At 73.2% G+C, this 24,770-nt stretch carries 25 protein-coding genes; 17 read left to right on the top strand and 8 right to left on the bottom strand.

Translation table 11 applies throughout. From position 1 onward, the window contains the following. Positions 1 to 222: 222 nt before the first annotated feature. From ABZT12_RS36625 to ABZT12_RS36610, 4 genes are read right to left on the bottom strand one after another with little or no spacing between them, the layout of a single operon-like run. Positions 223 to 426, bottom strand: a complete 204-nt coding sequence (locus ABZT12_RS36625; RefSeq protein ID WP_356393324.1) for an antitoxin — start codon at positions 424 to 426, stop codon at positions 223 to 225. Positions 427 to 480: 54 nt separating this feature from the next. Continuing rightward, entirely contained in the window at positions 481 to 1,161 is a 681-nt protein-coding gene (locus tag ABZT12_RS36620) for a DUF3618 domain-containing protein (RefSeq protein WP_356393321.1), read from the bottom strand. After that, positions 1,137 to 1,577 (bottom strand): phage holin family protein, encoded by a 441-nt coding sequence (locus ABZT12_RS36615; RefSeq protein ID WP_356393318.1) that lies wholly within the window; start codon positions 1,575 to 1,577, stop codon positions 1,137 to 1,139. The genes ABZT12_RS36620 and ABZT12_RS36615 overlap by 25 nt, the downstream gene beginning before the upstream one ends. 4 nt (positions 1,578 to 1,581) lie before the next feature. Continuing rightward, complete coding sequence (locus ABZT12_RS36610) at positions 1,582 to 2,319, bottom strand: hypothetical protein (protein ID WP_356393315.1); 738 nt, start codon at positions 2,317 to 2,319, stop codon at positions 1,582 to 1,584. 287 nt (positions 2,320 to 2,606) lie between these two features. Here ABZT12_RS36610 and ABZT12_RS36605 point away from each other — a divergent pair, with 287 nt between their 5' ends. From ABZT12_RS36605 to ABZT12_RS36595, 3 genes are all read left to right on the top strand, one after another. Next, positions 2,607 to 3,536, top strand: a complete 930-nt coding sequence (locus ABZT12_RS36605) for a hypothetical protein (protein WP_356393312.1) — start codon at positions 2,607 to 2,609, stop codon at positions 3,534 to 3,536. A gap of 243 nt (positions 3,537 to 3,779) precedes the next feature. Then, positions 3,780 to 4,634, top strand: a complete 855-nt coding sequence (locus ABZT12_RS36600) for a hypothetical protein (protein WP_356393309.1) — start codon at positions 3,780 to 3,782, stop codon at positions 4,632 to 4,634. Between the two features lie 468 nt (positions 4,635 to 5,102). Further along, positions 5,103 to 5,702, top strand: a complete 600-nt coding sequence (locus ABZT12_RS36595) for a hypothetical protein (RefSeq protein WP_356393306.1) — start codon at positions 5,103 to 5,105, stop codon at positions 5,700 to 5,702. 79 nt (positions 5,703 to 5,781) lie between these two features. Here ABZT12_RS36595 and ABZT12_RS36590 read toward each other — a convergent pair whose 3' ends face one another. After that, entirely contained in the window at positions 5,782 to 6,714 is a 933-nt protein-coding gene (locus ABZT12_RS36590; protein ID WP_356393303.1) for a LysR family transcriptional regulator, read from the bottom strand. A 250-nt stretch (positions 6,715 to 6,964) separates the two neighbouring features. Between ABZT12_RS36590 and ABZT12_RS36585 the strand changes: the two genes are divergently transcribed. The 3 genes from ABZT12_RS36585 to ABZT12_RS36575 all read left to right on the top strand — a co-directional run bounded on the left by ABZT12_RS36585 (position 6,965) and on the right by ABZT12_RS36575 (position 10,416). Further along, the gene (locus tag ABZT12_RS36585) at positions 6,965 to 7,798 is read left to right on the top strand and encodes an alpha/beta hydrolase (RefSeq protein ID WP_356393300.1); all 834 of its coding nucleotides are present in this window, start codon (positions 6,965 to 6,967) and stop codon (positions 7,796 to 7,798) included. A gap of 232 nt (positions 7,799 to 8,030) precedes the next feature. Beyond that, positions 8,031 to 9,788, top strand: coding sequence for a hypothetical protein (locus ABZT12_RS36580; protein ID WP_356393297.1), 1,758 nt, complete (start codon positions 8,031 to 8,033; stop codon positions 9,786 to 9,788). A 127-nt stretch (positions 9,789 to 9,915) separates the two neighbouring features. Then, the gene (locus ABZT12_RS36575; protein ID WP_356393295.1) at positions 9,916 to 10,416 is read left to right on the top strand and encodes a tellurium resistance protein; all 501 of its coding nucleotides are present in this window, start codon (positions 9,916 to 9,918) and stop codon (positions 10,414 to 10,416) included. A 45-nt stretch (positions 10,417 to 10,461) separates the two neighbouring features. On the opposite strand, the gene ABZT12_RS36570 is transcribed toward ABZT12_RS36575, so the two are convergent. After that, positions 10,462 to 10,620, bottom strand: a complete 159-nt coding sequence (locus ABZT12_RS36570) for a hypothetical protein (RefSeq protein WP_356393292.1) — start codon at positions 10,618 to 10,620, stop codon at positions 10,462 to 10,464. A gap of 33 nt (positions 10,621 to 10,653) precedes the next feature. Here ABZT12_RS36570 and ABZT12_RS36565 point away from each other — a divergent pair, with 33 nt between their 5' ends. The 7 genes from ABZT12_RS36565 (at position 10,654) to ABZT12_RS36535 (ending at position 18,427) form a co-directional block, all read left to right on the top strand. Then, entirely contained in the window at positions 10,654 to 12,021 is a 1,368-nt protein-coding gene (locus ABZT12_RS36565; RefSeq protein WP_356393289.1) for an SUMF1/EgtB/PvdO family nonheme iron enzyme, read from the top strand. 124 nt (positions 12,022 to 12,145) lie between these two features. Further along, positions 12,146 to 12,895, top strand: a complete 750-nt coding sequence (locus tag ABZT12_RS36560; RefSeq protein ID WP_356393286.1) for a class II aldolase/adducin family protein — start codon at positions 12,146 to 12,148, stop codon at positions 12,893 to 12,895. Between the two features lie 45 nt (positions 12,896 to 12,940). After that, positions 12,941 to 14,002 carry an LLM class flavin-dependent oxidoreductase gene (locus tag ABZT12_RS36555; RefSeq protein WP_356393283.1) on the top strand — a complete coding sequence of 354 codons (1,062 nt, stop codon included), beginning with the start codon at positions 12,941 to 12,943 and terminating at the stop codon, positions 14,000 to 14,002. Between the two features lie 2 nt (positions 14,003 to 14,004). Continuing rightward, positions 14,005 to 15,240 carry a PLP-dependent aminotransferase family protein gene (locus tag ABZT12_RS36550; protein ID WP_356393280.1) on the top strand — a complete coding sequence of 412 codons (1,236 nt, stop codon included), beginning with the start codon at positions 14,005 to 14,007 and terminating at the stop codon, positions 15,238 to 15,240. Positions 15,241 to 15,242: 2 nt separating this feature from the next. Further along, the gene (locus ABZT12_RS36545) at positions 15,243 to 15,770 is read left to right on the top strand and encodes a pyridoxamine 5'-phosphate oxidase family protein (RefSeq protein WP_356393277.1); all 528 of its coding nucleotides are present in this window, start codon (positions 15,243 to 15,245) and stop codon (positions 15,768 to 15,770) included. Between the two features lie 2 nt (positions 15,771 to 15,772). After that, a complete protein-coding gene (locus ABZT12_RS36540) occupies positions 15,773 to 17,158 on the top strand; it encodes an aspartate aminotransferase family protein (RefSeq protein ID WP_356393275.1) in 1,386 nt (461 codons plus the stop codon). An 18-nt stretch (positions 17,159 to 17,176) separates the two neighbouring features. Continuing rightward, positions 17,177 to 18,427, top strand: coding sequence for a cytochrome P450 (locus ABZT12_RS36535; protein ID WP_356393272.1), 1,251 nt, complete (start codon positions 17,177 to 17,179; stop codon positions 18,425 to 18,427). Between the two features lie 113 nt (positions 18,428 to 18,540). Here the strand turns inward: ABZT12_RS36535 and ABZT12_RS36530 are convergent, their stop codons facing one another. Together ABZT12_RS36530 and ABZT12_RS36525 are read right to left on the bottom strand one after the other, a co-directional pair. Continuing rightward, complete coding sequence (locus ABZT12_RS36530) at positions 18,541 to 19,563, bottom strand: M56 family metallopeptidase (RefSeq protein WP_356393269.1); 1,023 nt, start codon at positions 19,561 to 19,563, stop codon at positions 18,541 to 18,543. 4 nt (positions 19,564 to 19,567) lie between these two features. Beyond that, the gene (locus ABZT12_RS36525; protein ID WP_356393266.1) at positions 19,568 to 19,981 is read right to left on the bottom strand and encodes a BlaI/MecI/CopY family transcriptional regulator; all 414 of its coding nucleotides are present in this window, start codon (positions 19,979 to 19,981) and stop codon (positions 19,568 to 19,570) included. A gap of 167 nt (positions 19,982 to 20,148) precedes the next feature. On the opposite strand from ABZT12_RS36525, the gene ABZT12_RS36520 reads away from it, so the two are divergent. The 4 genes from ABZT12_RS36520 (at position 20,149) to ABZT12_RS36505 (ending at position 24,615) form a co-directional block, all read left to right on the top strand. Further along, entirely contained in the window at positions 20,149 to 21,540 is a 1,392-nt protein-coding gene (locus tag ABZT12_RS36520) for a glycosyltransferase (protein ID WP_356393263.1), read from the top strand. Beyond that, the gene (locus tag ABZT12_RS36515; RefSeq protein ID WP_356393260.1) at positions 21,537 to 22,274 is read left to right on the top strand and encodes a polysaccharide deacetylase family protein; all 738 of its coding nucleotides are present in this window, start codon (positions 21,537 to 21,539) and stop codon (positions 22,272 to 22,274) included. The genes ABZT12_RS36520 and ABZT12_RS36515 overlap by 4 nt, the downstream gene beginning before the upstream one ends. 290 nt (positions 22,275 to 22,564) lie before the next feature. Beyond that, positions 22,565 to 23,227 (top strand): response regulator transcription factor, encoded by a 663-nt coding sequence (locus ABZT12_RS36510; RefSeq protein ID WP_356393257.1) that lies wholly within the window; start codon positions 22,565 to 22,567, stop codon positions 23,225 to 23,227. Continuing rightward, entirely contained in the window at positions 23,224 to 24,615 is a 1,392-nt protein-coding gene (locus ABZT12_RS36505; protein WP_356393254.1) for an ATP-binding protein, read from the top strand. The genes ABZT12_RS36510 and ABZT12_RS36505 overlap by 4 nt, the downstream gene beginning before the upstream one ends. Positions 24,616 to 24,770 lie beyond the last annotated feature (155 nt).

Here is a 24,770-nt window from a genome sequence, read left to right as displayed (position 1 = left end):
AAACGGGTACCCGCGAAGAGCTGGACTACCCACCCCGTTGATCCGCGAACGGGTCAGCCGTGCGCCCCCGGCCTGCTGGAACGCCTTGCCGGGGTGCGCCTGCGGAAACCTCTCACCGACGGCCGGACCGCCTACGGCCGCATCCTCCGGGTGGCCGGCCGCCGCTTCCGCGGACGGCCACCCGGGCAGACCGGCGCCTTGTGCAACACGGCCTGCACGGCCTCATGTGCTCCTGGCGGGATCGTCGGCGTCGCCACCGTAGGACTTCTGCGCGGCGTCGACACCGCGGTCGATCTGCTCGTCGTGCGCGTGCTTGGTGTGGTCCTGCGCGGCGTCCTGCACCTTGTCGGCCGCCTTGTCGACCTGCTCCGGGTGCTTCTCCGCAGCCTTCTTCGCCTTGCCGGCGATATCTCCCAGTCCGCTCATGGCAGCCTCGTCATCCTCTTGTCGAATCCTGGTCGTGTGCGGCGGGGGGGCGGATCAGCTGCCGCGCTGCCCCGGGCTCTGGACTTCGTCGATGCCGTCCTGGGCTGTCGAGCGCAGTCCCTCCGCGGTTTCCTGCCCCGCCTGCCGTGCGTGATCGCCGGTGGTCCGGGCCGATTCCGCGGCGGTGTCCTTCACTGCCTGCACCGCCTGGGTGGCCGGCTCGCGCAGTTCCTCCCGTACGTCCTGGGCCGCGTGCAGGGCGGTCTGCTTGACCGGCTCGACGAATTGGTCGGCGTGCTCGCGCAGTTGACCGCCGAGCTGCTCCTCCGCCTTCGTGGCGGGAAGGAACGCGGCGGCCAGCATGCCCGCGCCGAAGGCGATGACGCCCGCGGCCAGCGGGCTGCCCTGGGTCTGGTGCTTGATCTGCGCCGGGGTCTGCTGGGCCGCGTCACCGAGGGTGGACGCGGTGCTGGAGACGGCGTCACCGACCCGTCCGGCCGCCTGACCGGCCTGGTCGGAGACGCTGTGCGCGGTGTCGGCCACCCCGCTGCCGGTGTCGTGTGCTGTTCCCATGACGCGCTCCTTGATTCCGCTCAGTCGGCTCTGGGTGGCGTCGATCTTGCGACGGGCCACCCGGCCGGGCATCACCCGGTCCGCGAGAAGGTCGACATTGCGGGCCAGATTCGCCCGTGTGTGGTCGACGTCGCGCCTCAGCTCGTCGGGTTCCGTGCCCATTTGGCATCCTCCTTCAGCGTTTCCACCGTCTGGTCGGGCTTCATGTTCACCGTGCGCAGCCGCTTGCGGCCGTTGACGTACAGGACCGCGGCGGCGATCGCCCATATCGCGGTGACGATCAGGGCCGCCCAGGCGAGGTCCATGACGTTGCCGAGCGCGAAGACCACGGTCAGGCTGGCGAGCAGCAGGACGAGGTGCCCCGCGTACCCGGCGCCGGCGAGCATGCCGCCCGCCTTGCCGGCCTTTACCGACTCCTGCTTGAGTTCGGCCTTCGCCAGGTCGATCTCGTTGCGCACCAACTGCGCCAGGTCACTGCTGATGTCGCTGAACAGGTCGCCCAGCGACGGTTCGTCCGCGGTCGGCCCGGTGACAGGACCTGAGTGCAGCGGGTTCTGTTCCGAAGAGGGCAGGGCCATAGCTTCAGTTCCCCTCGAACGGTCGAGTGCGCCCCTGGTCCCGCACCGTGGACGAAGGAACCCCAGGGGTGGGAGTGATCGGCGGCGCGGGCGCGACCGGGGCCGCGGGAACCGGCGCCACGGGAGGAACCGGGGGCTGCGGCGGAACCTCGGGGGTCACCCCGTAGCCAGGCGTACCGACGGCCGGGCCGGGGCTCGTGGAGGTTCCGGTCGCACCGGTGCCGGTGCCGGTGGAGGATCCGGCGGCGGATATCCCCTTGCCGAGGCGGGCCGCTGCGAAGCCCGCGACAGCCGCGCCCGCCAGGAACAGTCCGGGCTTGCGGCGGGCGAAGTCGCGCAGGTCCTCGACGAGGCCCTCGGGGCCGCGGTTCTCCAGACGGGAGGCTACCTGCCGCCCGCCGTCGGCGACCTGTCGTACGACGGTGGTGGCGGTCGAGTCCGGCTTGGCGTTCTCGCTCATCTCGTGCAGTTCGTCAGCCAGCCGGCGGACGTTGGCCGCCAACTGCTGCGTCTGCGCACGGGACTGGCCCTGCACCTGCTCCCGCACCTCCCCCAGCAGGTTGCGCGCCTGGGTGGTGGCCTCGGTCACGGTGTTCGTGGCCTGGTCCTTGGCGGTGTGGGCCACATCGGACGTCTTCTCGCCGATCAGGCCGGCGCCCTCGGTCGCCTTGTCCTGCGCGGTGTGCGCTACCTGCGCCGAGCGGTTCGTGTCTTGCGTGTACTGGCGGTCGAAGTCACTCAAGGCTCCTCCAAAATCGATCGATGTGGATGTGCCTACGTGTGCCGCGTGCCCCTGCCAGCCCAGAACACCGCGAACAGGCCCGTCGAATCTCACAAATCGCTGCCCACAGGTCGCGGTGTCCGCCGTACCCCCGCACCGACGACGGTGTCGTCACCTGCCGCACCTGGTACGGCACACGCCTGCGTACGGCCGCCTGCCAGCGCTTTCGCCGGGCACGATCCGCCCCGGCCTCCCCGGGAGATCAGTCCCAGGTGCGCGGTGGCCCGACTCGACGGAGCGTGGGGACCATGGGGCACAAGCCGGCGCGGGGCAGCACAGGGCGTGACGTGGAGGAGATCCTGGACGGCCTCTACACCACGCCGCCGCCCGGCTTCGTCGCCCGGCGCGAGGAACTGGCCGCCGCGGCCAAGGCGGACGGGCGGGTGGAGGACGCCCGTCTGATCCATGCCGCCCGCCGTCCCACGCTCGCGGCCTGGGCGGCCAATCTGCTGCTGCGCTCCGAGCCGGTGGAAAGCCGGCGGTTCCTGGAGCTCGGGCTGGCGCTGCGCGAGGCATACCGCGGCCTGGACGGCGACCGGATCAAAGAACTGTCCCACCAGCGCGGCAGCATCGTCTCGGCCCTGTCCCGGCAGGCGGGCGCCGCCGCCCGTGATGCCGGGCACCGGCTGTCGGACGCGGCGCAGCAGGACGTCACGTCCACGCTGCGCGCCGTACTCGCCGACCCCGACGCGGCAGAGCGGTGGGCCGCCGGCCGCCTGGAGAGTGCCCTCACGCCGCCGGCGGGCTTCCCCTCCAGCGCCGACGTGCCGGCCGGCGCCCCGCGGGAACCGGTCCGGGCGCCGGCTGCGCCGAAATCTTCACCGCCGCGGGGGAAGGACGAACTCGCCGAACGGCGCCGCCGGCGGCAGAACCAGCTCGCTCAGGCGCGCAAGGCCGCCGCAGAGGCCGGCCGGCTGCTGCGCAGGGAGCGCGCCGGGCAGCGGAGCGCCGACGCCGCACTGAAGCAGGCCCGGACCCGGCACGAGCACGCGCGGCAGCAGGTGGCAGCGGCCGAGGACCAACTGCGCGAGGCACGCGAGGAGTTGCAGCGCGCCGAGCAGGAACAGCAGGAAGCCGGGGAACGGTGCCGGGCGGCGGCCGACGCGGTGGCCCGGGCCGAACGAGCGGCACAGGACGCGGCACAGGAGTCGGAGCGGCTGGCCACCCCGGTCAGATAGACGGCGGTACGGCCAGGACAGGGGCACCGAGACCGCCGGCCGCCTTCCAGACCTTCCTGGACCGGAGCGAGATCCCCCCCGGTCGAAGTCCCGGAGAACCCTCGGCAACCGAGCCCGGCCGTCCAAGATCCCCGGCAGAGTCGAGCTCAGCGCGGGACCAGGACCTCGCCGCCCGCACATGTGCCGGATACCGTTGGGGCAGAGCGGTGGCTGGAGTTCGGGGTCTGCGGGGGGGCAGGGGCCATGGATCCGTTGACGGTGGTCGGCGCGGGCAGGACGGCGTCAGGGAAACGGTTCGCCTTCTACCTGTCTGTGCAGCTGAGTTCGGTCCTGGTACCCGGGCTCGTGGCGGTCACCTGCCTCACTGCCCTCGTCCTGCGCGCGGAGCGTCCGCGGGACTTCGGGTCGGCCGTCAGCCGTGCGGCGCAGAGTGTCCGCGGGCCGGCTGTGATCCTCGTGGACGTCTCCTGGCTGGCCGCGGCCTATGTGCTGGGGTATGTCGGCCGCGAGGTGGCATTCCGGCTGCTCGGCATCGTAGAGCGTCTGAGTGCGCGGCACCGGACGACGCTGCCCCTTTGCAGGGAGTTGGAGGGTGTTTACGGGCAGGAAGCCGTGCGCCGCTGCCTTCTGGTACATCCCCTGCTGGCACATTTCTTACGCTCGGCGACCTACGATTCCCCGGGCTCCGAAGCCCTGCGCCTTCCCGGTGGTGCACTGCGCGTCGGGCAGGTCTACGAAGCGTTCACCTACGCCAAGTCATGGCTGCGTCAACACAATCCCGCGCTCGCCCCGGACCCGCTCGAGGCCGAGATCAACATCCTGGTCTCCACGCTGATGCCCCTGATTCTCGGGACGTGGGTTCTGATCTCGCTGGCGTCGCTGAGTGCGGCTGCCGCCTCGGCAGCCGTGGGCGCCGCGGTGGCTGTCGCCGGGGTGGTGATCGCCCAGGTGCTGCGTCTGCGCCGGAACGAATGCTGGGAAGCCCTGCGCAATCTCCTGGAGGACCACGAGATGCGGCTCGCTGCCGTGCGGCTCCCGGCCGCCCCTTCGTCCGCCGCCTGTTCGGGCGACGACGCTCAAGGAGACAGTGCGGCGTAGTGGCGCAGGTCGGGCAGGATGCTCTCGCACACCGGTCCGGTAAGTGAGCAGAGCATCAGATGCACTTCGGTGTCAGCCCGGTGGGCGGCAACGTCCACTGTCGCGCAGCGGTCGGCTGCCCGGGGCGTTCCACTGGCTGTCCGCTCCCGCGGAAGAGCGTGGCCAGACGTCGTTTTGCCGCATCTCCGACGAGGGTCTCCACCCGGACGCCTGTACGGGTCTCGGCCAGTCACACCCAGTCGAGCTGTGCCCCCCAAGTGACGAGACCGGAACGGGAACCAGACACATCCCTGGGCCCGAACTCCCGCCGCTGACAGGCGACTTGTGGGTCCAGGGTGGGACCCATGTCGGTTGCGGCCGGGCCGCCCGCAGATCCCACCGGCCCGCGAATGGCCTGGGGAACATGGCTGGATTATGCGAGTACTATCCGCCCCAACACCGCATAACACCCGAGGAAAGGTGACTGCCATGTCCGAGGCCAGGCCGACGACCACAGACCTCCAAGCCCACTACGCCGCCCAGGTGAGCGCCGACCTTGAGCGCAACACCGCGGAGCAGGAACGTATCGGCGCTGAAGTGACCGCGCTCCAGGAGCAGTTGTCCGCCCTCCAGCACAACCAGGATCTGCTGGCAGGCCTGCAGCAGACGCTGGGCGGCAGCACCCCGCCGGCCACCGGCACCGGCCGGGAGGACAAGGCCACGGCCGCGGTCACGGCCGAGCCCCGGCGCACCCGGGGCAAGAAGGCCGCCGCCGGGAAGCCCAGGAAGACCACGGCGAAGAACACCGGCGCGAAGGCGTCCACCGCCAAGGCGAAGCAGCCCACCCTCGTCGAACTCATCCGCACCCACCTCACCGAGCAGGCCGAGCCGCGCTCCGCCGCCGAGATCACCACCGCGCTCAGCCAGGCCCACCCCGAGCGCGGCATCAAGTCCACCGTCGTACGCACCACCGTGGAGGGACTCGTCGCCAAGAGCCGCGTCCACCGCACCAAGCAGGGCTCGTCCGTCTACTACACGGCCATGGACACCGAGTCGGCCGACACTTCGGCGAAGGACAGCGAGCACTGACTCACTGACTGCACTGGGTGCAGTAACTGACTGGCTGCGCAGCAAGGACTCCCCCATACCGTTGCCGGCCCTTGTCCGCTCAGGCGGACGGGGAACCGTGCGAGGCGGCCGGCGGTGCGAACAGTGCCTGGACGGTTTCGGTGGCCAGGTCGCGCAGCCAGGCGTGGGCGCGGTCGTCGTCGTAGCGCTGGTGCCACAGCAGGTACAGCGGGATGGCGGGAACCTGGAGTGGCAGCGGGAGTGTGATCAGGCCGAATCGCTCCCGGGCCGTGCGGGTGACCGTGTCGGGCAGGGTGAGCACCAGGTCGGTGGCGGGGGCGAGTTGGAGCGCGAAGGCGACGCTGGATACGGCCGTCACGACGCGGCGTTCATGCCCGTGCGTCGCCAGGACGTCGTCGACCGGATCGCGCAGGCGTCCGCGTCGCGACACAGTGAGGTGCTGGGCGGCGGTGTACCGCTCCAGGCTCAGCGGGCCCTTGGTGAGCGGATGGCCGGGCCGTACGGCGACGACGAGACGGTCCTCGCTGACGAGGCGGTGGCGGATGCCGGGGAGCGCCGGCCGGCTGGTGCTGGAGGCGAGGTCGACCTCGCCCCGTCGCAGTTCGGGGGTGTCCGTGCCGGATTCGGCGGGCAGTCGCAGCTGGACGCCGGGGGCTCGGCGGTGGACGGCCGCGATCAGGTCCGTACCGCAGGCGGCGGTGAGGGCGTCGTGCCAGCGCACGGTGAACACCCGCTCCAGCGCTGCCAGGTCGAGTTCCTGCTGTGCGGACAGGAGTTGGTGGGCCTGCTGCACCAGCGTGTGGACCTGGGCGCGGATGGCCAGGGCGCGGGTGGTGGGGACCATGCTGCGGCCGGTGCGGACCAGGATCTGGTCACCGGTGGCCTTGCGGATGCGGCCCAGGGAGCGGCTCATCGCCGGGGCGGTGACGTGCAGGCGGGCCGCCGCGCCGGCCACGCTGCCCTCTTCGAGCAGCGCGTCCAGGGCCGTGAGAAGATTCAGATCCAATTGCATGCGAGTAACTCTACGAGTGAAAAGCATGCACTTGTTGTTACTCGGTGGGGGGCCTACCTTCGGAGTGCGGGCGCGACACGAGCCGCCCCCCGCCCCACGAGGTCCCAGGAGACGGCCAGGCGCACCCGTCAGGACGGCCGTCCTTGCGAACTCCCTTGTCTTGTCGCCGAGTTGTCGCCGAGTCGAAGGCCACGGGGCAGCTCGAAACCCGGCAGGCACCACCCCTCTGAACGAGCAGGAAGCACCTCGCATGAGTTCCATGAGCGTCGACGGCGTCCGGATGAACTACCACACGGCGGGAAGCGGGCCGGTGCTCGTCGCCCACCCGGGCGGCCCGGGCTTCGACTACGCCTACCTTCGCTCTCCTGAACTGGAGAAGCACTTCACCGTGGTCTACCCGGAGCCGGTCGGCACGGGGGCGTCCGACAGGCCGGCCGCCTACGGCCTGGACACCTACGTCCGCTTCCTGGCCGCCCTCATCGACCACCTCGGCGAGGAGCGGGTGCACCTGCTGGGCCACTCGCACGGCGGCTTCGTCGCCCAGCGGTACGCACTGGAGCACCCCGACCGGCTGGCCGGCCTGATCCTGTACCACACCTCACCGGTCGCGGACCCGGAGTGGTGGGCGGCCGCGATGGCCGGACTGAACGCCTACCCGGGCCTCTACCCCGACCGGCCCGAGGCGGCCGGCGTCCCCGCCGCGTTCCAGAACGCGCTCGGCGCAGCCGACGACGAGCAGGTCAGTGCGCGGCTGCGCGAGGCGCTGCCGGTCTACTTCGCCGACTTCTGGGCCCGGCGCGAGGAGTTCGCCGACTTCCTGGCCGACGTACGCATCTGCGCCGAGGCGGCCACCGCGCCCGACGCGGAGCCGTTCGACGTCCGCGACCGGCTGGGCGAGATCACCGCACCGACCGTGGTGATCTCGGGGCGGCGGGACTTCATCTGCGGCCCGCGCTGGTCGGTGATGCTGCGGGACGGCATCCCCGGAGCCCGGCTGACCGTCCTCGAACACAGCGGCCACTTCGGCCACGTCGAGCAGCCGGCGCAGTTCGTCCGCGCGATCACCGACCTGCTCCCGGACTGAACCCGGACCGGGCCCTGAAGTGACGCCGGGAGGCGCGCGCCCCGCACCGCGACAGGCGAACAGGCCAACAGACAACAGGCGAGAGCTGGTGCGACCTGCGCCGGCAGCCGGCCACCAGCCGCCTCGTGAACACCGGACCGCTTTCTTGTGACGCTCTCACCTCGTACAGGTGAACCCGACGCGCACGTCCTCTCTCTACATGCTGTAGTAGCCAAGTATGGAGAGGGCGGACATGAGCACCCATACCGTTCACACCGAAGCGCGGCAGCGGGAGGCGCCCGCGGCGGCCGCCGTCCAGCCCCACGCCGGCGCCGACGCCCCCGCCCGGGCTCCCCAGCAGTGGCACCGGGGCCTGACCCTGATCGCCACGATCAGCCTGTTCATCGGCACCCGCACGGCCTGGACCCAGGCGATGCTCACCCATCCGCCCGTCGCCGGGGTCATCTCCCTGTGCTACGCCGGGATCCTCCTGTGCGGGGTGGCCACGCTGACCGTGCGCAGCAGGCGGGCCCTGGTCAGGGTGGACGCCGCGGTGCTCGTCCTGGCGGTGACGTTGACGGTCTGCGGTTACTGGCTCAACCACGCCGGCGGCGACGAGGCCGTGCTGACCGCGCAGGCCGCGACCCAGATCGCGCACGGCCGCCTCGTCTACGGGCAGCCCTGGCCCTGGCTCTTCGGCGCCGCTCCCAAGCCCGGCCTGACCAAGACGATGTCGGGCGGGGCGGACTACACGTACGGCTATCCGCCGCTGACCGCCCTGCTCGCCGCCCCGGTCCACGCCGTCCTGCACTCGGCCGCGGCCGCCACCGCCGTCACCACCGGCGCGTTCATCGCCGGCTCGGTCACGCTGTGGCTGCTCCTCCCGGCCCCCTGGCGGCCGGCGGCCACCACCGTGTGCATGGGCCTCGGCATCCTGCCGAACTACGCCCGCCTCGGCTACCCGGCGATCGTCGCGCTGGCCCTCCTCGTCCCGGTGGTGGTCCGCTGGCCGGCCACCGGTGCGGGCGGCCGGCTGGGGCGCGGCGGGGTGCTGCGGGCGGTGTGCCTGGGCGCCGCCTGCGCGGCTCAGCAACTCGCCTGGTTCTTCGCCCCGTTCCTCCTGATCGGCCTGTACGCGGTGCGCCGGGGCGAACTCGGGGCCCGGCCCGCGACGGCCGTACTGGCCCGTTTCGCCGGCACCGCCGCCCTGGTGTGGGCAGGGATCAACGCCTACTTCGCCGCCCAGGACTTCTCCCCCTGGCTGCACGGACTGCTGCTGCCCCTCACCCAGAAGGCGATCCTGCACGGCCAGGGCCTGATGGGCATCTCCTACTACTTCACCGACGGCAGCAGCCGCCTCGACTACTACTCCTACGCCAGCCTGCTGCTCCTGGCCGGCCTGCTCGCCCTGACCGCGCTGTTCCCGCGCCGGCTGGGAACGGCCATCACCGTCCTGCCGTGGCTGTCCTTCTATCTGGCCACCCGTTCCCAGGACGGCTACTTCCTGCTGATGACCCCGCTGTGGCTGGCCGCCGCGGCGACCGTCCCCGCCTCCCACCTGGCCCGCGCCTGGCAGCCCCGTGTCCCCCGTGTCACCGGGCGCCACGCCAAGGCCGCCGTGGCCGCGGCCGCCGTCGTCCCCGCCCTGCTCTGCGCCGGAATCGCCGCCGCCAGCCCGCCGCCGCTGCGCATGACGCTCACCCCCCGCACCGACGACCGGCCTCACCCGGCCCTCACCGCCGTGACGGTACGGGCGGTCAACACCACCGGCACCGCCCTCACCCCGCACTTCGCCAGCCGCGTCGGCCAGGGCGCCTCCAACTGGTGGACCATCACCAGCGGCCCCGCCACGCTCGCCCCGCACAGCACGGCCGTGTACGTCGTACGACCGGCAGGCGGCCACCGCCCGGCGCCCGGCGCGCATCAGCGCATGTACCTCATCGCCGTCACCGGCACCCCCATGACGATCAGCACCGCCCGCATCGAAGCCCCCGCACACCGGGGCCGGTGACGCCGTAGCGCGGCCCGCCCGACAACTACACACCGTTGCGATCCTGTTACGCTGAGCTCTGCTGGCAGGTGAATATCTGCCTCCTTTCCCCTTGGGTGAGGAATGTTCCGACGGGAGGTAGAAGAGCATGACAACCACCATGGAAAGTGCTTCCGAGATCGGTCGGCGCTGGATCTTCCAGGACTTCTGGGGGTTCGAGCGCGCCCCGGGCGCGACCGACTTCAGTGCCTACGCCAAGGCCCTGCTGATCTGCGCCAACGGTGACGGGGTCCTCGCGCCGCAGGAGCGGGAGTACGCGGTCGGCCTGATCGCGGGCATGCACGGTCCGGCCGATGTGGTCGAGGAGCTCAAGACCTACGCGGGCACCGAGGACCTCAAGACCGTCCTCGGCCGCGGCAAGGGTGCTCAGCAGTCCGGCGGCTGTCTCGTCTACGACACGATCCGGGTCTGTTCGGCCGACGGCAAGCTCGCGGCCGGCGAGCTGGAGAAGATCCACGAGACGGCCGACCTGCTGGGGGTGGACCGGGACGCGGTACAGGAGCTGATCGAGATCCACCGCAAGGAGCGTGAGCTGTCCGAGCGACGCTTCCGCCTCTGCTACCCGAGCCCGGACAACCGCCCCTTCTGAGGCGGACGCGTCCGGCGTCCCCCACTCCGCGTACGAGGGAGGTGATCACAGATGACTGCCGAGGACTTCCTGGGTTCCCGCGAAGCGGGCGAAGCCGCCACGAAGTGGTGAACCGACGCCACCACTGGTGAGCGGGGCCGTGACGTGGTGAACCACACCGGCCGAGTCGAGCCGCGAGTGCCGTACGCCGAGTGCGCCCGGCACTCGCGGTCATCCATGACCCGAGGAAAAACAACAGTGCGTTACGAGTTGCCGGATGCGCCCTCACTCACCGCCTTGGCCGACGGCGAGTACCTGGACCGACTGCGCGTCCTGAAGAAGGAACTGGACCAGGAGCCCGCCACGCCGGACTTCGAGCACGAGCTCTGCCGGGGGGCGGTGAAACACCCCGACTGGAATGTGCGGCGGATCTGCGTGGAAACGCTCTCCGGCCGGTTCGGTGACTGCCCGGCGGCCCGCGAGGCGATCTGCGCGGCGACCCACGACGACGTGGACTGGGTGGCGTTCACGGCCATCAACGCGGTGGGGGCCCTGCGGATGCCGGAGGCCGCCGAACATCTGATCCGCATCTCCGGCTGGCCCAGCAACTTCAGCCGTCCCGCCCATGCCCGCAAACCCGTGGGGTGCGGTGCCGCCCTGACCAAGCGTGCGCTGTGGGAGATCTTCGGCTCCCGGGACGCCGACGAGCTGCGGCGTCTGGAGGACGAGCACTTCGCGCGGCTGCGCGAGGAGGTGGCCGCCTCCCGCAGAGAGCCCGACCTCGGCGACGCCGTCCTGGTGCCCGGCGGGCTCTCGATCGGCGGAGCCCGCGTCTCGGAGGTGGGGCCGTTCCAGATGGACGACGCCGACAATCCGCCGCGTGTCGTCGAGTTGCCGCCGTTCCACATCGACCGCGTCACGGTCACCAACGAGCGGTACGCGCGCTTCCTCGCCGACGCCGAGGCCGCGGCCCGGGACGGCGACGCCGCGCGGTGGGCCCATCCCGACCAGGGCGACGGCAAGGACCACACCCCGGCTCACTGGCGTGACCCGCGCTTCAACCACCCCTCGTACCCGGTGGTCGGCGTCGACTGGTACGACGCGTACGCCTTCGCCCGCTGGGCCGGCGGGCGGCTGCCGTCGGAGGACGAATGGGAGAAGGCGGCCCGCGGAACCGACGGTCGCCGCTATCCGTGGGGCGACGCGTGGGACAGCACCCGGGCGCACGGTGTCGCGACGGCCTATCCGGGCCAGGACCCGCGCGACCTGGCCGAGTTGGAGGCCCTGCTGGTCCGGACCTCCCTGACCTGGCCCCCCGAGCCCGTCCTCGCGGCCGACTCGCTGCCGCGGGGCGCCAGCCCCTACGGGGCGCTGAACATGGCCGGGAACGTGTGGGAGCTGACCCGGACGAACTTCTTCTCCCGGCAGGACATGGCACCGTTCTTCAAGGGCCGCAGCGGGTCGGAGTTCATGAACCGGCCCGAGGCGTTCCACGTGCTCAAGGGCGGCACCTGGACCTCCCCGCCGGTGTGCATGACCACCTACTACCGCGGCAAGGACCTGCTGACCGACCGGCACAACGAGGTCGGCTTCCGGTGTGTCTACGCCGCCGCGCCCGCCGCCTGAACCCCGCACCGCCTCAGCCCCGCCGCCCGAACCACTCCCGCGCCCCGGCCGCGGTCACCGCACGGCCGTGACCGCCGGCTCCGCCGTGCCCCCACGCGCACCGGAACCAGAAGGAACACCCAGCATGACCACCCTCACCCCGCCCCCTCCGCCCGCCCAGGCCGCCCCGTGCTCACCCGACGAGCTCCGCTTCGTCAAACAGCGGCTCGTCACGGCGATCCGGCTGTTCGGCGCGCAGGGCTTCGGGCACGGCCTGGCGGGATACTTCAGCGCCACCGACCCGCGGCGGCCCGACCACTACTGGGTCAATCCCCTGGGCGTCGACTTCACCCAGCTGCGGGTGGAGGACCTGCTGCTGATCGGCCCGCAGGGCGGGGTCGTCGAAGGCCGCGGCACGCTCAACCCCTCGGTCGACGCGCTGCACGGCGAGCTGCACCGCGCCCGCCCCGACCTGACCGCCTTCGCCCATACCCACTCACGGCTCGGCAAGGCGTGGTCGACCCTGGGCCGCGCTCTCGACCCGATCACCCAGGACGCCTGCCTGCTGTTCGAACGCCACGCGGTCCACCCCCGCTTCGGCGGCCCGGTCACCGACCGGCAGGAGGGCAAGGAGATCGCCGCCACCCTGGGGAACGGATCGGCGGTGATCCTCCAGAGCCACGGGTTCCTCACCGGTGGCCGGTCGGTCGCGGAGGCGGCCTGGCTCCACGTGGCGATGGAGCGGGCCGCCGACGTCCAGCTGCTCGCGGAGGCCGTGGGCATCCCGCACCGTATCCCCGACGACGTCGCCCGGGAGACCGGCGCGATGCTCGGCAAGCTGGAGTACGCCGAGCGGCAGTTCGACAACCTCTGCGCGCACCTGGGCGTCCGCTGACCCGCCCCGCTCCCTGTCCCGCGGATCCACCAGATGGGCCATCGCATGAAAATCGGGCTGAACTTCCTGCCCACCCTCGCTCCGAGCGAGGTTCCGGCCGCCGAGTACTACGCCGACTGCCTCGATCTGTGTGCCCTGGCCGACCGCCTCGGCTTCGCCCACGTCAAGGCCGTCGAACACTACTTCCACCCCTGGGGCGGCTACAGCCCGGACCCGGTGGTCTTCCTGTCCGCGGTGGCCGCCCGCACCAGTCGGGTGCGACTGGTCACCGGTGCCTGCGTCCCGGCCTTCTCCCACCCGGTGAAGCTGGCGGCCTCGCTCGCCATGCTCGACAACCTCTCGGGCGGACGGCTGGACGCCGGCTTCGGACGGGCCTTCCTGCCCACCGAGTTCGACGCCTTCGGCGTGCCGATGGCCGACAGCAAGGCCCGGATGCGCGAGGGCGTCGAGGCGATCGTGCGCCTGTGGTCGGAGGGCGGCTTCCGCTGGGAGGGCTCGTTCCACCGGTTCGGGCCGCTGCCCAGACTGCTGCCCCGTCCCGTCCAGCGCCCGCACCCGCCGGTGTTCGTGGCGGCCACGACCTCGGAGGACTCCTTCGTGTGGGCCGGTGAACAGGGCCACCACCTGATGATCATCCCCGTCGTGGCGACCCACGAGCGGCTGACCGCCCTGCTGGAGCTCTACCGCCAGGCCCGCGCCGCCCACGGCCACCCCGGCCCCGGCCGACTGCACGTGAGCTACCACGCCTACGTCGCCGAAGAACGCTCCCAGGCCCTGGCCGAGGCCGAACGCCACTTCACCGACTACCAGACCAAACAGCTGGAGGCGTACGCGAGTTGGCGCGGGGTGACCTGCGAGCAGTACCCCGGCTACGAGAAGATGGAGGCGGCGGTACGGGCGACCGGATTCCGCGACCTCGTCGAGGACGGCAACGTCATCGTCGGTTCGCCCGCCGACGCCGTCGAGAGCCTGCGCCTGGTCGCGGAACGTTATCCGGGAGCCGAAGCCAGCCTGCACGTGCGGTTCGGCTCCATCGCCCAGCACGCCGCCACCCGCACCGTCTCCCTGCTGGGGCGGGACGTGCTGCCCAAGATGACGGGCCTGTAGGGATGCCGGCCGTTCCCGCCCCCACCTCGCCGGCGTCCTGGCGGGTCTCCCGGCACAGCCGGCGCCTGGCCCCGTCCGTCATCGCGGCGGCGCTGCGTGAGGCAGCCGCCGGCGGGGCGATCTCCCTCGCCGCCGGATGCCCCGCCACCGAGGCGCTGCCCACCGAAGAGACCCTCGCGCTGATCGACCGGGTCCTGAGCAGTCCCGGCGCACTCCAGTACACCGACACCCGCGGTCTGCCCGCGCTGCGCGAATGGATCGCCGGCGAGGAGTCCCACCGCGCCGGCCGGCCGCTCGGCGTCGAGCAGATCCTGGTGACCCACGGGTCGCAGCAGGGGCTCGACCTGGTGTGCCGGGCCCTGCTCGACCCCGGCGACACCGTCCTGGTCGACCGGCCCAGCTACAGCGGCGCTCTCCAGCTCCTCGGGCTCCACCAGGCGCGGGTACACGACGTGCCCATCGCCGCCGACCCCGATCTGGCCGCCCTGGCCCACGCTCTCCAAGAGCACCCGGCCACGCGGCTGGTGTACGTCGTCCCCTCCTTCGCCAACCCCACCGGCGCCAGCCTCGGAGTCGGCCAGCGCGCCCGGCTGGGAGAGCTGGCCGAGCGCCACGGCTGCGTGGTCGTAGAAGACGATCCCTACCGTGAGCTGCGGTTCTCCCCGCCGGGCTCGGGGCCGGTCGCGCCCGTCGCCGCCTTCTCCGAGCGGGTGATCACCCTCGGCAGCTTCTCCAAGGTGCTCAGCCCCGCCGCCCGGACCGGATACCTGTGCGCGCCGCGGTCGCTGGCCCCGCTCCTCGGCAGGCTCAAGGAGGCGACCGACCTCGGCAACTCCGCGCTGGCCCAGCTGTTGGTCCACGCCTGGGTCACCGCACCGGGACTGCTCGACCACCAACTGGCACGGCTGCGGGGCCTCTACCGCGAGCGCCGCGACCTCCTGACGGCCGGAGTCCGCGCACACCTGGGCGAGGAGCTGTCGTTCACCGTCCCCCAGGGGGGTTTCTTCCTGTGGGCCCGGCTGACCGGCGGCGGCGACACCCAGGCGCTCCTCACCGGGGCTCTGCGCGAAGGCGTGGCCTTCGTACCCGGCGCCGCCTTCTACGCCGGGGCGCCGGACGTCTCGGCCCTGCGCCTGTCCTACGCGGCGGCGGAGCCCGGCGAGATGGCCGAGGGGTGCGCCCGGCTGGCCCGTGCCCTGGGGCGGCTGCCGGCGCCGGCCCGGCGGGGGGAGGAGTGACGGTGGCCGCGATCACCCACCGGCGGGGCCCCGACGGGCACCTGGGTCCCTGCCCGCAGGCGCCGTTCGCCGTGGACGCCTTCCTGGCCCAGCCGCTGGTCGCCCGGCTCGCCACCCACGGGCTGGCCCTCCAACCGGTCTGGTACCTCTGGGAGGACGAGGAGTTCTGGGTGATCACCGGCACCTGGTCCGCGCTGGAGCGGCGGCTGGCCACCGACTCCGCCTTCGCCCTGGTCGTCGACACCTGCGACCCGGGCACCGGCCGGGTCCGCCAGGTCCTCGCCCGCGGACACGGCACGGTCACCGCGTTCGACGCCCCCCGAGGACGCCGCAAACTCAGCCGCTACCTCGGCCCCGACGAGGAGCACTGGGACCCGCGGTTCCGGCCCGACGGATCCGCCGCGACCGCGAATCGCTGGGCGCGCCTGGTTCCCGACTCCCTGCGGATCGCGGACCTCTCCTTCCGCCCCGCCGCCGGCGTCCCGGCGCCCTGCGGGCCGCCCCGCCCCACCCCCGTGAGGAACCCGTGACCATGCCCACCACGTACGACTCGCAGGCACTGGCGGCCGCCGACCGCGCGCACCTCCTGCACCCTTTTCTGCCGGCGTCGCGGCAAGGCCGCACCGTCATGGTCGAAGGCCGAGGATGCCGGCTGCGGGACGCTCAGGGACGTGAGTACCTGGACGCGACCGCGGGCATGTGGCTGTGCCAGGTCGGACACGGCCGTCCGGAGATCGCGGACGCCGCCGCCGGCCAGATGCGCCGCCTCGAATACTCCACGGCCTTCTGGGACTTCACGCACGACCGCGCCATCACGCTCGCGCAGCGACTGGTCCGGCTCAGCCACCCCGACACCGCCCGCGTCTACTTCACCAGCGGCGGCTCCGAGGGCACCGAGACCGCGCTACGGATGGCCCGCAACTACCACCACCGGCGCGGGGAGCCGGAGCGCACCTGGATCCTCACCCGTACCGGCGCCTATCACGGCGCCGGCTACGCGAGCGGCGAGGTCTCCGACTTCCCCCTGTACGCCACCGGGTTCGGCCCGCAGCCGGGCCACGTGCACCGACTCACCGCGCCTTACCCGTACGCCATGGGCCTGGCCAGCGCGCCGGAGAAGGCGACCGATCTGCTGCTGGAGGAGATGGAGTCGGCCATCGCGATGATCGGCGCCCACCGGATCGCCGCGCTGATCGGGGAACCGGCGCTCGCCCTGGGCGGCATGGTCGCCCCGCCGCCGGACTACTGGCCGCGCGTCGCGAGACTGCTGCATCGCCACGGCATCCTGCTGATCATGGACGAGGTGGTCACCGCCTTCGGCCGTCTCGGCCACTGGTTCGCCGCCGAGCGGATGGGCGTACGGCCCGATCTGACCATCCTGTCCAAGGGGCTGACCTCGGGATACTTCCCCCTGGGCGCGGTGCTGCTGACGGGGCGGCTCGCGGACGTCCTCGGCGCGGACGGGGGCTTCCCCGTCGGCTACACCTACAACGGCCACCCCACGGGATGCGCGGTGGCCCTGGCCAACCTCGACATCATCGAAGGCGAGGGCCTCCTCGACGCCGCGGACCGGACCGGCGCGCACCTGGCGGCGGGACTGCGCTCGCTGCACGACATCCCCATGGTCGGCGAGACCCGGCAGTACGGGCTGATGGCCGCCGTCGAACTGGTCGCGGACCGCACCACCCGCACACCCCTGCCCGAGGGCACCTACGCCATCGCCGACCTGATCCGGGACCGTACCGGTGTCCTGGTCCGCGGCGGCCCGCGCGCCCTGACCCTGGCGCCGCCACTGGTGATGACGGAAGGCGAGGCGGACGAGGTCGTCAGCGCGCTCGCCGACGTGCTGTCGAGCATCCCGGCACCGGCCGCGGCCGGCCGCGCACACCGGTCCACCACCCTTGTCCCCGGTCCCTGAACGCCGACGGAGAAACCCGTGCAGCACTGCCAACACCGTTTCCCCTTTCCCCGCGTGCCCGCCACCGAACTGCCCGCCGAATACGCCGGGTTCCGCAGTGACCAGCCGGTCGTGCTGGTCGCCATGCCCAGCGGCGACACCGCCTACCTGGTCACCCGCTACGACGACTCCCGCATGGTGCTCAGCGACTCCCGCTTCTCCCGCAGCCTGGAACTGGCCGGGCTGCGGCTCGGCGCGGTGGGCATCGCCGACCACCTCCTGCTGTCCACGCTCGCCAACATGGACCGGCCCGAACACCCACGCCTGCGCCGCATCGTCGCATCCGCGTTCAGCCGGCAGTACGTGGAGCGGCTGCGGCCTCGCGTCGAAGAGGTCACCGACAGCTTCCTCACCGAACTCGCCGGCCGGCCGACGCCCGTCGACCTCGCGGAAGCCCTGTGCAGCAGGCTGCCCGCCGCCGTGCTGCTGGAGTACCTGGGCATCTCCTGCGGCGACCGCCAGGACCTCCTGCACTGGACCAAGGTGCTCACCGACCTCAGCGGCCACACCCAGCAGGAGGTGGACCAGGCGCGCGACCTGCTCCACCACCACCTCAAGGAGGTCATCGCCGAGCGCCGTCGCGAGCCCGGCGACAACGTGCTCAGCATGCTCTCCCAGCGCTGCTACGACGAGGGCCACATCAGCGAGCTGGAACTCGAAGCGCTCGCCATGTTCCTGCTGATCGGCGGCCTGCACACGGTCGTCTACCAGCTCGGCCTCATCGTCGTCGCCCTCCTGCGCGACCCCGCGCGCGCCGCCGAGCTGGCCACGACCGAGCAGACCGAACCGGCCATCGAGGAACTGCTGCGGTTCACCAACGCCGTGGAATCCAGCCTGCTGCGGATCACCACCGAGGAGGTGGAGATCGCCGGGGTGAGGATCCCGGCCGGGAGCGCGGTCCTGCCCGCCATCCCCGCCGCCAACCACGACCCCGGCCGGTTCGCCTGTCCGGAGAGGATCGACTTCGCCCGCGCCGAGACCGGCCACCTGACCTTCGGTCACGGGATGCACCGCTGCCTGGGCGCCCCCATCTCCCGCCTGATGCTCAACGTCGCCGTCCCGGCCCTCTTCCGCCGCCTGCCCGGCCTGCGCCTCGCCGTCCCCGCCGAGCAGCTGCGCTGGCTCCCCGACCGCCTCCTGACCGGCTACGAGAGCATCCCCGTCACCTGGTCGCCCCACCCGGCGGAGGCAACCCGAGCCACCGCGGACGCGAAGCCGGCATGCCGCTGAATTAGAGGAAGGCCGGGGCGCGTTGCCGGTGCCTGTGCCGGTGCCTTGTGCCGGTGAGAGCGCCGGCCCCGGACCGGCGGGTAGTCAGGGCCGTCGGGACTCCGGCCGGTGTTTCAGTGTCCGGCCCAAGGGCCGCGGAACCTCTCCTGCCCGCGGGCTCCGTCATGGTGGCAGCAGAGGTCCGGCCGGTGCGGAGGGCGGGGCGGCCGCGCGGCGGCCGGGCCCCCGGCGCACTGGGCCCGTTCCGCGTTCTCGACCAGGTTCTCGCTGTCCGACGCGGCGTTGGCCAGGCTCGCGCAGCACAGGGTGAGCAGGAGGGCGCCCGCCACGAAGGGCAGGGTGTGGCGCGGGGGCGGCGGGTCCAGCAGGGCCCGTACCCGCTGGGGCACCGCCCCGCCGGTCGCGGCCAGGGCGGCGGGGCGTGACCGGCCGGCGGAGGCGAGGGCCGCCCGTCCGACGGCGCGGGCGACGACCGTCCGGCTGCCGACGCGGGCCGCGGCCTCCTCGTCGGCCCAGCGCTCCAGGACGAATCCGCCCGCCTCGGCCACCGGACGCAGCAGCGGGTTGACGGCCGCCGTGAGGCGCCACACGGCCTGGAAGAGGTGGTGCCGGCCGCGGAGATGGGCCCGCTCGTGCGCCAGGAGGGCTTCGCGTTCGGTGTCACCGAGACAGCGCAGCATCCCCTGGGACACCACGATGCGGCCGGGAGCACCGGGGAGGGCGAAGGCCTGGGGGCTCTCGTCGTCGAGGACCGCCAGTTCGGTGTCTCCGGGCATCCGGCCGCACTCCCGCCGGGCCCACAGGACGTGGCGGCCCTGCCGTACGGCGGCCACGCCCAACGACACCAGGCCCGCCGCCAGCGCCACGGCGCTGACGGCCGCGACGGCCAGGGAGACCGGGTCCTGGGTGCGCAGTACGGCCGCCGACCAGTGGCCCTCCTCGGCGACCTCGGGGATCTGCGCGAACCCGGTGAACGCCAGCAGGGCCAGTGAGCCGAGCCAGCCGGCCGCCGTCACGAGCGCCGCGCCCGCCAGGGACCAGGCCGCGGGCCGCGGGGCCGGCCGCCGGGCCGTGCGGGGGGCGAGCACCGCGAGGACCACGGTGAGCAGGAGGGGAATGTAGACGCTGATCGTCACCGGCTCACTGCCCGCCGTCGCCGCGCCCGGTGTCCTGCCCGCCCAGCAGGCGGTGCAGCAACTGCTCGTCCTCCTGGGAGAGTTCGGAGACGAAGCGGGTGAGGACCGCCTCCCGGTCCGAGCCGCGCTCCAGCAGGGTGTGCATCCGCACGGCGGTGTCGGACGCCTCGTCCCGGACGGGCGCGTAGGCGTAGCCGCGGCCCGCGGGGTGCCGGACGAGCATCCCCTTGTCGTACAGGCGCGACAGGATCGTCAGGACCGTCGTGTAGGCGAGGTCGCCGGAGAGCCGCTCCAGGACCTGCCGTGCGGTGAGCGGTTCGACCGCGGCCCACAGGGCGGCGAGGACGCCGCTCTCCAGCTCCCCGCGTGCCCTCCTGCCGGTCGCCCCGCCGCTTTCGTCGCTCTTCAGGTCGCGCACCGTTCACCGCCTTCCCGCTCGGCGTCCAGCCTAGCGCCGAGCCTACTACCGCTCGTAGTACGTCAATGGGAGCTGCCCCACCAGCGAGCTACTACATCTCGTACGAGTCTACCTACTACATGTTGTAGAGTTCGGCCGCCTACTCCACCTGCGGAGGAACGACCCCCATGCCCTACCTCGGAAGTCCGGCGCATCCGCGCGCCCTGGCGGGCGCCGGCCCGCGCCCCGGGCCGGCGCCCGTCCCGGCGGGTGCCGGACGCGTCGCGATCGTGTCGGCGAGCATCGGCGCCGGCCACGACGGCGCCGCCGCCGAACTGGAACGCCGGCTCACCGCCCACGGCCTCCTCGTCGACCGGCTGGACCTGCTGGACCTGCTGCCCGCCCGGATCGGACCGCTGGTGCGGGACGGCTACCACCGGATGCTCGTGCAGGCCCCCTGGGTCTACCAGCGGGTCTACCGCAGCACCGAACGGGCCGGTGGCGGCGGGCCGTTGGCGAGGGCGTTCCTGCGCACCGCGGAGGAGAGGATGCTGCGCGCGCTGCACCCCGGCACCCGTGCGGTCGTCTCCACCTATCCGGGAGCCAGCCGGGTCCTGGGCGGCCTGCGGCTGCGCGGGCGGCTGACCGTGCCCGTCCTCACGTATCTCACCGACTTCTCCGTGCACCCGCTGTGGGTGGCCGACGGCGTCGACATCCACCTCGCGGCACACACCGTGCCCGCCACCCAGGCCCGGGCCGCCGGGGCGCGGGACCTGCGAGTGTGCGGTCCGGCGGTGGACCCGCGGTTCCGTCCCGGCGGCCCGGCCGAGCGCGCCGGCGCCCGGGCCCGCTTCGGACTGCCGCGAACGGCCCCGCTGGCGCTGCTGGTCGCCGGCTCCTGGGGCGTGGGGCCGGTCCGGCAGGTGGCGGCGGAGCTGCGCGAGAGCGGCGGCGCCGTCCCCGTGGTCGTCTGCGGCCGCAACGAGGCGCTCGCCGAGCAGCTCCGCGCGGACGGCATCGCCTACGCCTACGGCTGGGTCGACGACATGCCCGGCCTGATGCACGCCGCCGACGTCCTGGTCCAGAACGCGGGCGGCCTCAGCTCCCTGGAGGCGCTCGCCACCGGCCTGCCCGTGGCGAGCTACCGGTGCATACCGGGCCACGGGCTGACCAACGCCGCCGCCCTGGAAGAGGCCGGGGCCGCGGTCTGGATCCGCGACCCGGGCCGCCTCGACGCGGTGCTGGCGGACCTGATCGACGGCCCGCTCGGACGGCGCCAGCGCGCGGCCGGCCTCGCCCTCTTCGCCGCCGAGCCCGAGGGCGGACCCGCCGCGGAGATCGCGCGCGTCCAGCGCGCCGGGCTGCCGGCGCTGCCGCCGCGGGCCGCCGCGCGAAGGCGCCGCCCGGCGGGCCGCCGGCTCCTGGCCACCACCGCCGTGGCGTGCGGGGTGTGGGCCGGCGCCGTCGGCACCGGGATGGCCGCCGCCTACGACGGCCCTGGCATGGTCCACGCCATCGGGCACGGCCTCGACCTGGACGACGCCCGCCCGGCCCACGCCCCGGAAAGCCACCGGCCGTGACCGCCGCCCGCCTGCTGCGCAGCGCCGCCCTCGCCGCCGTACCCGCCCTCCTGGCCGCCCATGCCGCACCGGTCGTCTCCACCTTCGGGCCGCTGCGCAACCGCGCCATGCCCCGCCTCGCCGGCCGGGGCCGCCCCGGCCACATCGCCCTCACCTTCGACGACGGGCCCGACCCGCTGTCCACCCCGTTCTTCCTGCGTCTCCTCGCCGAGCGCGGGATCCGGGCGACCTTCTTCCTCCTGGGCCGCGAGGCACACCGCTCCCCCGCCCTGGTCCGCGAGATCGCCACGGCGGGACACGAGATCGGCGTTCACGGCTGGCTGCACCGCCCGCTGGCACTGCGCGGCCCGCGCGCCACCTACGACGACCTCGCACGGGCCCGCGACACCGTCGCCGAGATCACCGGAGTGCGGCCCACGCTCTTCCGGCCCCCCTACGGCGTCATGTCGAGCGCCGCGCACCTGTCCGCCCGCCGCCTCGGTCTCACTCCGGTGCTGTGGACCTGCTGGGGCGAGGACTGGACCGTCCGCGCCACACCGCACTCCGTCCACCGCACCGTCACCTCCGGCCTGGACGGCGGCGGCACCATCCTGCTCCACGACTCCGACTGCACGTCCGCCCCGGGCGCCTGGCGTTCGGCCCTGGGCGCGCTCCCCCGCATCCTCGACACCTGCGAGCAGCGCGGCTACGACGTCGGCCGGTTGCGCGACCACGGATGGCCCCGGCCGGCCTGACGCGTCGAGGCGGCGATCCCCGGGGCGGAGCGGTGCGCCGCCCCCGCACGTCCGGCACGGGAAGTTCCCCGGCCCGCCATCGTCTACAGTCCGGTAGACCGTCTGCGGAGCCGCAGTCATGGGCGGGCCCCGCCGTCGCGCCGTACCCGGCGGTCGGCGGTCGGCGGTCGGCGGTCGGTGGTCGGCGGTCCGGGAGAACGGTCAAGGGGCTCCCGCCATGAGACGCGCCCTCCGACGGCACGGGCCCGCCCGGGAGAAGACGGACGTGGCAGGAGAACACAAGGAGCACCATGCGCCAGACGATCCTGGTCGTCGAGGACGATCACGCCCTGCGTGACGTGCTGATGCGCGGACTGCGCGAGGAGGACTTCGACACCGTGCCCGCGCCGGACGGCGCCACCGCGCTGCGGCTGGCCGGCGACGGCATCTCCGCCGCCGTGCTCGACATCGGGCTGCCCGACGCCGACGGGCGGGACGTGTGCCAGGCGATGCGCGCCAACGGGTTCCTCTCCCCCGTCATCTTCCTGACCGCCCACCACCGGCTGGGCGACCGGCTGTCGGGGTTCTCCGCCGGGGGCGACGACTACCTGCCCAAGCCCTTCCACCTCACCGAACTCGCGGCCCGCCTGCGCGCCACCCTCAAGCGGGCCGCCGTACCGCCCGCCCGCCCGGCGGGAGACCTGGTCCTGGACGCCGTCCGGCACACGGTCGGCGTCGGGGGCAGCCAGGTCGGTCTGACGCCGACCGAGTTCCGGCTCCTGGCCGCGCTCATGGCGGCCTCCGGCACACTCGTGCGCCGCCGTGACCTGGTCCGGGCGGCCTGGCCCGAAGGCGCCCTGGTGCACGACAACACCCTCGACCAGTACCTGACCCGACTGCGCCGCAAACTGCGCGAGGCGGGCAGCGACCGGACGATCGGCACCGCCCGCGGCGTCGGCCACCACCTGTCGTGAGCGGCGTCCGCCGCCGGCTCGGGCCCGCCGTGACCGTCTTCCTGCGCCGTCTGGCCCCCCGCACGCTGCGCGGCCGGCTCTCCCTCGTGGCCCTCGTCACCGCCGCGCTGCTGATGCTGGTCCTCACCGTCGCCTTCAACTCCGTGGCCCAGCACCGCCTGCGGCACCAGGCGGACGACGAACTGCGCACCCGCGCCGCCGCCGTCGCGACGACGGTCGACACCAGCGGCGCGGCCGTACGCGTGCTGGAGACCTCCCACGACGAACTCCTCGACACCAACGTGTGGATCTACGCCGGCCCGCGCCTGCTGGAAGGGCCGCCGGCCGCCGGCCCGCTGACCCGCGTCGCCGGCGCACTCGCCGGGCGCGGCGGCCCGCGGTGCCTGACCACCGACGTGCGCGGCCCCCTGCGGCTGTGTTCGCGGCCGGTGCCCGGAGGAAGGAGCCGGGCCACCGTGGTCACCGCGCTGGACCTCTCCCCCTACCGGAGTTCGGCCGACACCCTGCTCGTGGGTTCCCTCGCCCTGGACGCGGTCATGCTCGCCTGCACCTACGTCCTGACCCGGCTGGCGGTCGGCCGCGCGCTGCGTCCCGTCCGCGCGATGACCGACCAGGCCACCCAGTGGAGCGCCGTCGCCTCCGGGGAACGCTTCAACAGCATGCGGCACCCGGCCGAACTCGCCCGCCTCGGCGCGTCGTTGGACTCCCTGCTGGACCGCATCCGCTCACTTCTGCGCCACGAGCGGCAGCTCACCGGGGAGCTCTCGCACGAACTGCGTACGCCGCTGAGCCGGATCATCGCCGAACTCGACTGGTGGCAGGGCCGCCCGCGCACCGCCGAGCAGACCCGCGTGAGCCACCAGGTGATCGGGGACGCCGCCGAGTCCATGCGCTCCATCTGCGACACCCTCCTGGACGACGCCCGCGAGGGCGTGCTCGCCCCCTCGGGCACCGCCCGGACCGCGGCCACACTGCGTCAGCTCCTCGAAGTCCTGTGCCCGCCAAGCCACTTGAGGGTCACCGTCGAGGGCCCCGACCTGATGGCCGGAGTCCCGCCCGCCCTCCTGGAACGCATCGTCAGCCCGCTCCTGGCCAACGCCTGCCGCTACGCCCGCTCCGGCATCGCCGTCCGCGTCCACCGCGCACCCGACGGCGCACCCGACGGCGTACGCGTCGACGTCATCGACGACGGCCCCGGCGTACCGCCCCCGTTCGCCGGACAGCTCTTCGAGCCCGGCCGGCGCGCCGATCCCGGTGACGGTCACAGCGGGGCGGGCCTGGGACTGCCACTGGCCCGGCGCCTGGCCCGCTCCGCCGCGGGCGAGGTGACCTACGACCCCGCGCACACACCGGGCGCACGGTTCGTGGTGCGTCTGCCCGCGGGATGACAGCGGTGGCCGCAGTCCTGCCGGACCCCGCACGGTGAGTGACCGGCGGCGGGGGACGACGACCGGCTTCGGGTGCCGCGGGCAGGACGGCGGCCCGTCGGAGTTCGCCACCAACCCCTATCCCGCCTACGCGTGGCTCCGTGAGCACGCTCCCG

This window comes from Streptomyces sp. NPDC005423 (assembly GCF_040606415.1).
Taxonomy (GTDB): Bacteria; Actinomycetota; Actinomycetes; order Streptomycetales; family Streptomycetaceae; genus Streptomyces.
Note: the sequence above shows the minus strand (reverse complement) of the source record. Positions and strands in the feature narration are given on the sequence as shown.